The organism is Oceanispirochaeta sp., from assembly GCF_027859075.1.
Classification (GTDB): domain Bacteria; phylum Spirochaetota; class Spirochaetia; order DSM-2461; family DSM-2461; genus Oceanispirochaeta.
The window spans coordinates 1-8634 of the sequence record NZ_JAQIBL010000092.1; the positions used below are offsets into that span (position 1 = coordinate 1).

Genomic DNA, 8634 nt, shown 5'->3' on the forward strand with positions numbered 1-8634 from the left:
CTGAACTCCGTATCCAGAGTCAGTTCCCTATAGGAGTGGGGTGTTAAGAGCCATCCCAGGGTCCCTCCCACTCGGGATTCTTCCAGATGGGCATCGGGAGTGAGGAACTCCATGATCCCCGGGACTCCCCGGCTGCTGCTGTAAAGACTGGTCTCCAGGGACAACACTGAACTATCCATGCCCCCCTTGTTCCAGGAGAGTCCACCCCGGGCGTTGGCGGCCCAGCCACTGCTGTTGGTCCTGACCTCACTTCCTTCTTCCAGGGGGTAATCAAATTCCCCGCCTGTCCTGCGGCCCTCCAGGGCAAGGGTTCCCGTCAGGGTTCCTCCGGGAGAAAGAGGACCTCTCAGCCAGGCAGCCCCGGTGTAGGTCTGAAAGGAACCGGCAGAGAGGGACACTCCCCCTTCAGGAAAAGGGGAGGCTTCTTTTTTCGTAATGATATTGATGACCCCGCCGAAGGCTCCTTCCCCGTATACGGCGCTGTTGCCTCCCCGGATCACTTCGATGCGTTCGATGTCTTTGAGTGAGAAGGAGTTCAGATTGACAGTATCCCCTTTTCCGTTGTTCTGGGGGACTCCGTTGACAAGGATCAGAACCTGCTGGCCGCTGCTGCCCCGGATGCTGACAGTGGAAGGTTCCAGTGTGGTTCCAGACCGGCTGACAGTCACACCCGGCGAGACCTGCAGAGCTTCGCTGACAGTTCGGGCTCCCATCCTCTCCCAGCTCTCTTTTTCGATGACCGTTTTCTGCCCTGAGGCCGTATCCGTGGTAGACCGTTCACCGGTAATAATAATCTTGTCGGATTCGGGAGGCTCGGAAGCATTTTGTGCCCCCAGGGAGAGAGTCAGAAACAGCAGACCAGAGAGTAATCCGGCATGCCTTTTCAACTGCCGCCTCCGGCAGGTTCTGTGTTGATACCTAAGGCAGACATCAGGTTGGCACCCAGGCACCATGTCTTGTCGTAGTCCTGACCATCCAGAATGGTATCGTCATCTATGATTTTCAGGTACTTCATTTTTCCATCAGACGGCCAGGGATCACCGTCATGGTAAAAGTCATCTAAATTGAAACCGATGCCTCCCAGGTTCACATCGGAGGCAGTGAAATAGCGGCTCACTGTGACACCAGTCATAGGAACCCATTGATCGACTCCGCTCAGGTTTTCAAGGCTTTCGGCCTGAATGTCTGTGCGGAAGTTGGCCCAGCTCGGTTCATTGCCGTGCAGATTCTTTACAGAGGCATAGCTATAGTTTCCATTGCTGCTGTCGGGTGTAGGGTTTTCAACAAACTCTTCGTTGTTGTGGCTGTACCATTTCACTCCGTCCTCTGAGACTTCCACATGGGCCAGTTCGGAGCATAAGCCATCGGCCTTGCTGCCCCAGGCGAAGGTCTTGGCAAAGGTGATAAAATCATCTCCATCACCGTTTATGATGACAAAACGGGGGTCAAATCCCCAGACTCCCCAGCCGTTGACTCCCAGGGGGCAGGTTTTTCCCTCACCGCTGGTCCCCGAGCCGGAACCTTCAGGTGGCCCCAGAGCATCCAGGGTATACTCCACGAGGGGATGCCCCTCGCTGTCGGTATACTCACCGCCCTGCCTGGATGTGCCCACGATGCCGGGAGACCATTCAATAAAATTGGTCAGGTAGACATTGTCGGGGTAGGCGGGGTCTGAGGCCAGCAGCTCCTGCCAGCTCATTTCTTCTGCATCATCCGGTGCTACTGGTGAAAGAGGAGTGTTGCTATCACAGCTGAAAAAAAGTAGAAACAGCCCTCCTAAAAGGGCTGCTCTACAGATGCGTATGAGCATTTATAGTTTTGTTGTACTTGAGAAACCACCGAAAAATCCTGTCGCCTCGGTAGCCCCTACAATAGCATCTTCGGGGGTATCAAAATACTCTTCAGTAACAAAATTATACCCTTCTGAATAGTCCATGGAAGTTCCCGCAATGAAATTTTCCCAGCGGAGGACCATATACTTGTTATTGTCAAACTGGATAACTATATAACCATGTTCTCCTTCTCCGCTTTCCCCTCCGTTCCATCCTGAGTTCTCGAAGCTGACAATCTTGGCTGAATATAAAAGCTCTCCACCAGAATAGTTTTGAAAAACAGTTTCTGTAAGGACAATTTTGCTTTCATAAGTTACACCGTCCCATACATATCCTGTATCCCATTCACCAATAATTGCCAAAGAAGCTTCGTCACTGCTATTCAAATCACAGGACATAAATCCTGTAATGACGAGGAGAACCATTAAAAAGAGAGAGAGTTGTTTGATTTTCATTTTCCTTCCTGTTGCGGCGGGAAAAAAAGACAGGATTGGCTCTAAAGTAATAAATAAGACTAAATATTACGGATAGAGCATATCTCCCGGCTTATTCCACGAAGCCTGAAATACATTTTTTCAACACCAGAGTTTCCTGACTCGGGGCCTGCCGAACTGCCCTTCCCGGTATTTTCATACCAGTGGTATTGCAGTCGGTCTCGCTCCCTTACAGTGGCGGGTCCGTGAAGGCTTTTAACCTTACTTCCTCTGAAATATTGATCCTCTTATTGAACACGGGATTTAACATCCCATCTATAAAACTATTGTGATTCTCTTGTAGAATCTTACTGTTAAATCCAGCCCAGGGGGATAAACGCGAGCATCATGATGAGGTTCAAGGCATAGAGGGACCCCAGGAAGATCTTGTTTGTTCTGGCCCTGGCATCATAACAGAGGAAGGCTGCTAAAAAGAAGGGAATGTAGATGAATATCCACACAGTCAGCATGCCCCACCAGGGATAAACCCAATGGAAAATGGGAGATGCCGCCAGGGGAATCTCGATAAGAGCCACCAGGAAGGCGTTCACAACGGCTAAGAAGATTCTGTTGTTGATCCCCAGCATCTTCATGTTTTTATCTTCTGGAAGGACCTTTGACAGGATCAGTCCGGAAACGGAAAACATAAAGCTGATCTCAATTCCCACTCCGATAAGGATTAGAAAGGTTGTGCCGCCGCTGGCTGTCCAAAGGGCATGGCCCGAGAAGTGCTGAATCAGAGCATTCACAATTTCAACGAACCAGTGGACACCATAAAGGGCCAGTCCGGCTGCTATCTGCTTCCATTTTTTATTTTCTATGGCAGTCATATACACATAGAGGACAAAGGCGAGACAGATGACCATCATCCAGTTGAAATTATCCAGCTTTCGAAGATTTTCCAGCGCAGCGGCTGTGGTTTCCGGCTTATTAAGCATTAAATTCTCCCTATCATTTGTAAACCGTGACATTCTTTTGAGATTGTTGCATTTTCTGCTATAAATAACCAGAAATGTTGCATAAAAAAAATACTATAGTAGTAGTTTTTAAAGCAATTCCACTTATACTTCACAGCAATGGAAAATGGTGAAAAATTGAAGAATCCGATGATGGATGAAGCCCAGGGAAATCTATTGCAGGTTTCCGGAGAAATCAGTGATCTGATAAGCTCCAGCTCCAATCATGACTTTGACCTCGAGCAGAGGCTGGATGCATTTGAGGATATTATAGCTTCGGAAGTAGGCGATACGGTGCTCCTCCGGGCCAGGAATATTGAAAGGGAGGTCGGCTTACGCCAGATCTATTTGAAATTTGAGGGCGGAAATCCTTCGGGAACACAAAAAGACAGGATTGCTTTTGCTCAGGTGCAGGATGCCCTGAGACGCCGGTATGATACTCTCTGTTTTGCTACCTGCGGAAACTATGGCGTGGCCGTTGCTTTTGCGGCCAGTCTGGCAGGTTTAAAGACCTGTATCTTTGTTCCCAAAACCTATCATATTCCCCGTGAGAGTGAGATCCTGAAGTGGGGGGCTACGATTATACGGGAGGGTGCGGACTATGAAGAGGCCATAAGCATTTCCAGTTCTTATGCCCTGGAACAGGATTTATATGATGCCAATCCGGGAGGGATCAACACAAACCTGCAGCTGAAGGCTTATAGTGAAATTGCCGGTGAAATCTATGATGAACTGCGGGATGCTCCGGCGATTGTGGCTGTTCCGGTGTCAAATGGAACGACCATAACGGGGATTTATAGAGGGTTTCAACAGTTGTACCGGAGGGGCAAAACATCCCGGATTCCCAAGATTATCGCCGGATCAAGTTCATATAAAAATCCCATCACGTCTTCTTTTAAAAAAGGCCTTAAGAGTTGTGAGGATCTTGAACCCTCCCGAATCAAGGAGTCCCTTGTGAATGAGCCCCTCATCAACTGGCACTCCATTGACGGTACCATGGCCCTGGATGCGGTGTATCGTTCGGGTGGATGGGCTTCTGATGCCAGTGACCGGAAGATGACTTACTACTCCAATTTTATCAAAAACAATGAAGGCCTTTCTGTGTTGCCGGCATCAACAGCCGGACTGATTGCGCTTATCGAATATCATAGTAAGTTCCCTTTGTCTGGGGATCGTTTTGTAGCTGTTATAACAGGACGGAGGTGAATATGTCATTAGATGGAAATGCAGTTGTTTATTGTGAAGGAGCCTTTGCGTCAACCTATGGAAAAACGGCGCATGGGCTGGTTCGTTTTACAGACCGTTACGATATCCTTGCCGTCGTTGACAGTACTCTTGCCGGTCAGGATGCAGGATCGGTGCTGGATAGAAAGGCATCGGGAATACCCATTGTTGCCAGTCTTCCGGAGGCCCTTAAGATAGCAGGTCAGTCTTCAAAAAAACTGACTCATTTTGTTGTGGGGATCGCTACCGACGGAGGTGTGATGGACTCGCATGTTGCCGAAGCTGTCCTGGAGGCCTTGGGGAAAGGATTGAATATAGACTCGGGGCTGCATGACTTCCTCTGTGATATTCCTGAGATCAGCGAATTAGCCCTGGAAAAGGGATTGGTTCTCCGGGATATCAGAAAAGTGGATATGCAGAAGAAACATGCCTTCACCGGCAAAATTGAAGATGTGACATCTAAAAGAATCGCCATGATGGGGACCGATTCGGCCATAGGAAAACGAACGACATCCTGGTTGTTGGTGCAGGCCATCAGAAGGGCTGGATTTAGTGCCGAAATGATCGGAACGGGGCAGACGGCCTGGATGCAGGGAGCCAAGTACGGCATCATTCTGGATTCCCTGCTCAATGATTTTATCAGCGGCGAGCTGGAACATGCCATCTGGAGTGCATGGAAAAACCTTAATATGGACTTTGCTGTCATTGAGGGACAGGGCAGTCTGATGAACCCGGGTTATCCGGGAGGATTCGAAATCCTGGCAGCCGGAAGGCCTCATGGCATCATCATGCAGCATGCACCCTTCCGGATGGAATATGACGGATTCCCGGGCTATGCCATGGACTCTTTGAATGATCAGATACATATTGCCGAATTCCTTTCCAAGAAACCCGTCTTTGCTGTCACTGTGAATCACGAAGGAATCCCTCCTGAGGATATTGACCAGGTCTGCAGAGATCTTGAAAAGAAATGTAAGCGGAAAGTTGTTGACCCCCTGGTTCATGGTGTGGATAAGTTAATCTCTCTCGTTCAGGAGCTCTGATTTGAAAATTGATTCTGTTGAGGTCTACAGGCTGGATATGGATCTGGTTGAACCCTATGAAGTAGCTTACAGCCGATTTGATATAGCCGAAAATATCCTCATCAGAATCAGTTCGGGAATCCTGGACGGTTGGGGCTGTGCCGCACCGGATCCCCATGTTACAGGAGAGTACCCTGACGTCATTTACACAAAGGCCCTGGATCAGATCCCCTTCCTGCTGCATAAAGATCCCTTTAGACGGGCCTTGCTTGTCAACGATCTGAAAAAAAGAACCCCCGGACTCTTCAGCCTCTGGGCGGCATTAGACATGGCTCTCTGGGATCTTTTGGGTAAGAAGGCTGATCTGCCGGTTTGGAAAATTCTGGGCGGGTATAGGAGCAAGATTAAAACCCGTATCACCATCGGCATCTGCGGCATTGATGAAACCCTGAATAAAGCCCGGGAATACACGGATTCAGGCTTCTCTATCCTCAAGATCAAGGGAGGTCAGGATGTTCAGCTGGACATTGACAGGATCACCCAGTTAAGAAAAAAGATTGACCCTAAGGTTCAGATTCGCTTTGATGCCAACCAGGGTTATTCCATTGATGAAGCCAAGGTTTTTATAAACAAATCGGGTCTTCTGAATATAGAGCTTATCGAGCAGCCCACGACGAAAGCCAGACCAGAGGATCTGGGGGTGGTAACCAACTTTTCAGCCATGCCGGTCATGGCTGATGAAAGCCTTGTTTCCCTGCTGGATGCCTTTCATCTCGTGAAAAGGGGACTCATTGATCTGATGAATATCAAGATCATGAAGGTGGGAGGCCTCTCGGAAGCCATCCAGATGGATGCGGTGGCCAGAGCGGCGGGTGTAGAAGTCATGGTGGGTTGTATGGATGAATCCGCTATAGGCATCGCCGCAGGGCTCCATTTTGCATTGAGCCGGAAAAATATTCGCTATGCCGACCTGGACGGTCATATGGGGCTTATTGGCGACCCGGCAAAGGATTGTGTTATATTGGAGAAGGGATGGCTTTATCCGTCACATCTCCCCGGTTTCGGCTGGAAAGGGATGTAATTGATTCTTATTGATTTATCTCTCAGGGCTGCCGCTTTATAGATAGTGGCCCAATAGGTCGGAAAGATCTTCCATTTTGAAAGGTTTTGAGAGGCTGTTTGTAAAACCATTTTTCTCAGGCTCAGAAATCACTGAATCTTCTGAATAACCGCTCATTGCAAAGACAGGGAATGTATAACCGCCTTCGCGTATCTGCTTTAGAGTTTCTACTCCTCCCATTCCGCCCGGAATCGTAAGATCCAGTATGGCTGCATCATACTGGATGCCCTCTGAATTATTCTTTTCAAGAATCTCAAGTAATTCCCTGCCATCTTGAGTTTCGGCAACGCTAAATCCGATTGACTTGAGATAGACTCCGAGGATGGTTCGTATGGAGGGCTCGTCATCCATAATGAGAATCGTCCCTCCAGAGGTCAATTCCTTCTTAACTGATCTGTCTGATTTTTCAATGCTTCCCCTCACAGCAGGCAGATAAAAACTAAAGACTGTACCTTCCCTGCTGCTCTGAACATCGATACTGCCGTCGTGCCTCTCAAGGATGGAGAAACATGTGGCTAAACCTAAACCAGAACCCTTTTGCTTTGTTGAAAAGAAAGGGTCAAAGATTCTGGGGAGTATTTCAGGGGTAATCCCCGTGCCGCTATCCCGGATAGAAACACATACATAGGTTCCTTCCGGCAGATTGTGTTTAGATTGAGAATGAATAAATACATTCCTTGCAATGATTTGTATCGTTCCTCCTTCAGGCATGGCCTGTTTGGCATTGATAAGAAGGTTGTCCAATACCTGACCGATTTGATTCTCATCATAACTGCATAAAAAAAGATCTTCCTCAATGGTGATTGAGCAAGTAAGCGCAGAGCCGCTTAAAGAAAAATTTGCAGAATCCCTGATCAGACCGTCCAGACTGGCATTTTTTCGATTCAGAATATTGCCTTTTGAAAATGTGAGGAGCTGCTTTGTTAAATCGACAGTCCGATTGTAAACTTTTATAGAGTTATCCAGATACCTGGATACTTTTACATTTTTATTTTCAAGCCTGGCCAGTTCAAGGTATCCGAATATTCCGGCCAGTAAATTATTGAAGTCATGGGCAATCCCACCAGCCAGAACACCGAGGGACTCCAGCTTTTCAGCCCTGATGATCCGGTCCTGGATCATTTGTTTCTCTGTCGTATCCCGGAATACCAGGACCGTTCCGATAATCTCACCGGTTTTGTTTTTAATCGGGGCTCCACTGTCGGCAATGATCAACTCTCGACCATCTTTAGAAATCAGCATTGTATGGTTCGCCAGCTCAATGATTTTTTTTGACTTAAAAACAAGATCTACCGGATTCTGACAGGGCATTCTCGTGTATTCATCTACGATGTTAAAAACTTCCGGAAGGGGCTTCATCAGAGACTCGGAAATCGACCAGCCGGTTAATTCTTCTGCAACCGGGTTCATCAGCTGAATCCTTCCCTTGTTATCTGTCGTGATTACACCGTCACCAATACTGTGTAAAGTAATATCCAGAAGTTCTCTCTCCTGTTGGATTTCTTCTTCTGCCCTTTTAAACGCAGTTATATCATGAATGACGCCAAATACTATGTTATCATCTTTGTCATATTGGGCGACCGAATGTATGATTCTTTTTTTATCATCTGAAGGACGAAGAATCTCAAAAAAAATATCATAAGGAGTCTCTTTGTGTATCAAATCATGAAGGGCCTTGTCCAATAATGGACGATATTCCTTCAAAGGGATTGACTGAACGATTGTCTTATCTATCACTTCACCTTTTATGCCATATATTTCCTCGGTACCCTTGGAAATAGTATAGCAATTATTATTATAGTCCAGTTCCCAATGACCCAGTTTGGCAATGAGTTCTGCTCTTGAAAGCTGGTATTCACTTTTCTGAAGTTTTTTGTCGGTCTCGAGGCGGTCTGTAATATCGTGGATTATTGAGAAAAGCAGGGGATTCTCATTCTGTACAATGGTTTCGGAAAAAACTTCAACATCCCGGATACTGTCATCGGCTCTGCGGTGCTGTGCCAGGAA

The 8634-nt window shown here is 47.5% G+C and carries 8 protein-coding genes and 1 riboswitch; of the genes, 3 read left to right on the forward strand and 5 right to left on the reverse strand.

Annotation, left to right across the window (positions count from 1 at the left end):
• The 4 genes from PF479_RS04755 to PF479_RS04770 all read right to left on the reverse strand — a co-directional run.
• Positions 1-887 (reverse strand): TonB-dependent receptor (locus PF479_RS04755; protein WP_298002827.1); only part of this gene is annotated, 887 nt, incomplete at its 3' end.
• The gene (locus PF479_RS04760; RefSeq protein ID WP_298002830.1) at positions 884-1810 is read right to left on the reverse strand and encodes a hypothetical protein; all 927 of its coding nucleotides are present in this window, start codon (positions 1808-1810) and stop codon (positions 884-886) included. The genes PF479_RS04755 and PF479_RS04760, both read right to left, overlap by 4 nt.
• Positions 1811-2287: a hypothetical protein gene (locus tag PF479_RS04765; RefSeq protein WP_298002833.1), complete on the reverse strand. Its 477-nt coding sequence runs from the start codon at positions 2285-2287 to the stop codon at positions 1811-1813.
• A gap of 108 nt (positions 2288-2395) precedes the next feature.
• Positions 2396-2584, reverse strand: a riboswitch (cobalamin riboswitch).
• 35 nt (positions 2585-2619) lie between these two features.
• The gene (locus tag PF479_RS04770) at positions 2620-3243 is read right to left on the reverse strand and encodes a hypothetical protein (protein ID WP_298002836.1); all 624 of its coding nucleotides are present in this window, start codon (positions 3241-3243) and stop codon (positions 2620-2622) included.
• Between the two features lie 156 nt (positions 3244-3399).
• Here PF479_RS04770 and PF479_RS04775 point away from each other — a divergent pair, with 156 nt between their 5' ends.
• The 3 genes from PF479_RS04775 to PF479_RS04785 are packed head-to-tail and all read left to right on the forward strand — an operon-like array spanning position 3400 to position 6588.
• Complete coding sequence (locus PF479_RS04775; protein WP_298002839.1) at positions 3400-4467, forward strand: pyridoxal-phosphate dependent enzyme; 1068 nt, start codon at positions 3400-3402, stop codon at positions 4465-4467.
• A 2-nt stretch (positions 4468-4469) separates the two neighbouring features.
• Positions 4470-5528 carry a DUF1611 domain-containing protein gene (locus PF479_RS04780; RefSeq protein WP_298002842.1) on the forward strand — a complete coding sequence of 353 codons (1059 nt, stop codon included), beginning with the start codon at positions 4470-4472 and terminating at the stop codon, positions 5526-5528.
• A gap of 1 nt (position 5529) precedes the next feature.
• Positions 5530-6588: a mandelate racemase/muconate lactonizing enzyme family protein gene (locus PF479_RS04785; RefSeq protein WP_298002845.1), complete on the forward strand. Its 1059-nt coding sequence runs from the start codon at positions 5530-5532 to the stop codon at positions 6586-6588.
• 36 nt (positions 6589-6624) lie between these two features.
• On the opposite strand, the gene PF479_RS04790 is transcribed toward PF479_RS04785, so the two are convergent.
• Positions 6625-8634, reverse strand: a 2010-nt coding sequence (locus tag PF479_RS04790) for an ATP-binding protein (RefSeq protein WP_298002848.1), incomplete at its 5' end; no start/stop codon positions are given.

Excerpts from the sequence above, each read along its gene's own strand:
- PF479_RS04760 (WP_298002830.1), bottom strand. The coding sequence starts at position 1,810 with ATGCTCATACGCATCTGTAGAGCAGCCCTTTTAGGAGGGCTGTTTCTA.
- PF479_RS04765 (WP_298002833.1), bottom strand. The coding sequence starts at position 2,287 with ATGAAAATCAAACAACTCTCTCTCTTTTTAATGGTTCTCCTCGTCATT.
- PF479_RS04770 (WP_298002836.1), bottom strand. The coding sequence starts at position 3,243 with ATGCTTAATAAGCCGGAAACCACAGCCGCTGCGCTGGAAAATCTTCGA.
- PF479_RS04780 (WP_298002842.1), top strand. The coding sequence starts at position 4,470 with ATGTCATTAGATGGAAATGCAGTTGTTTATTGTGAAGGAGCCTTTGCG.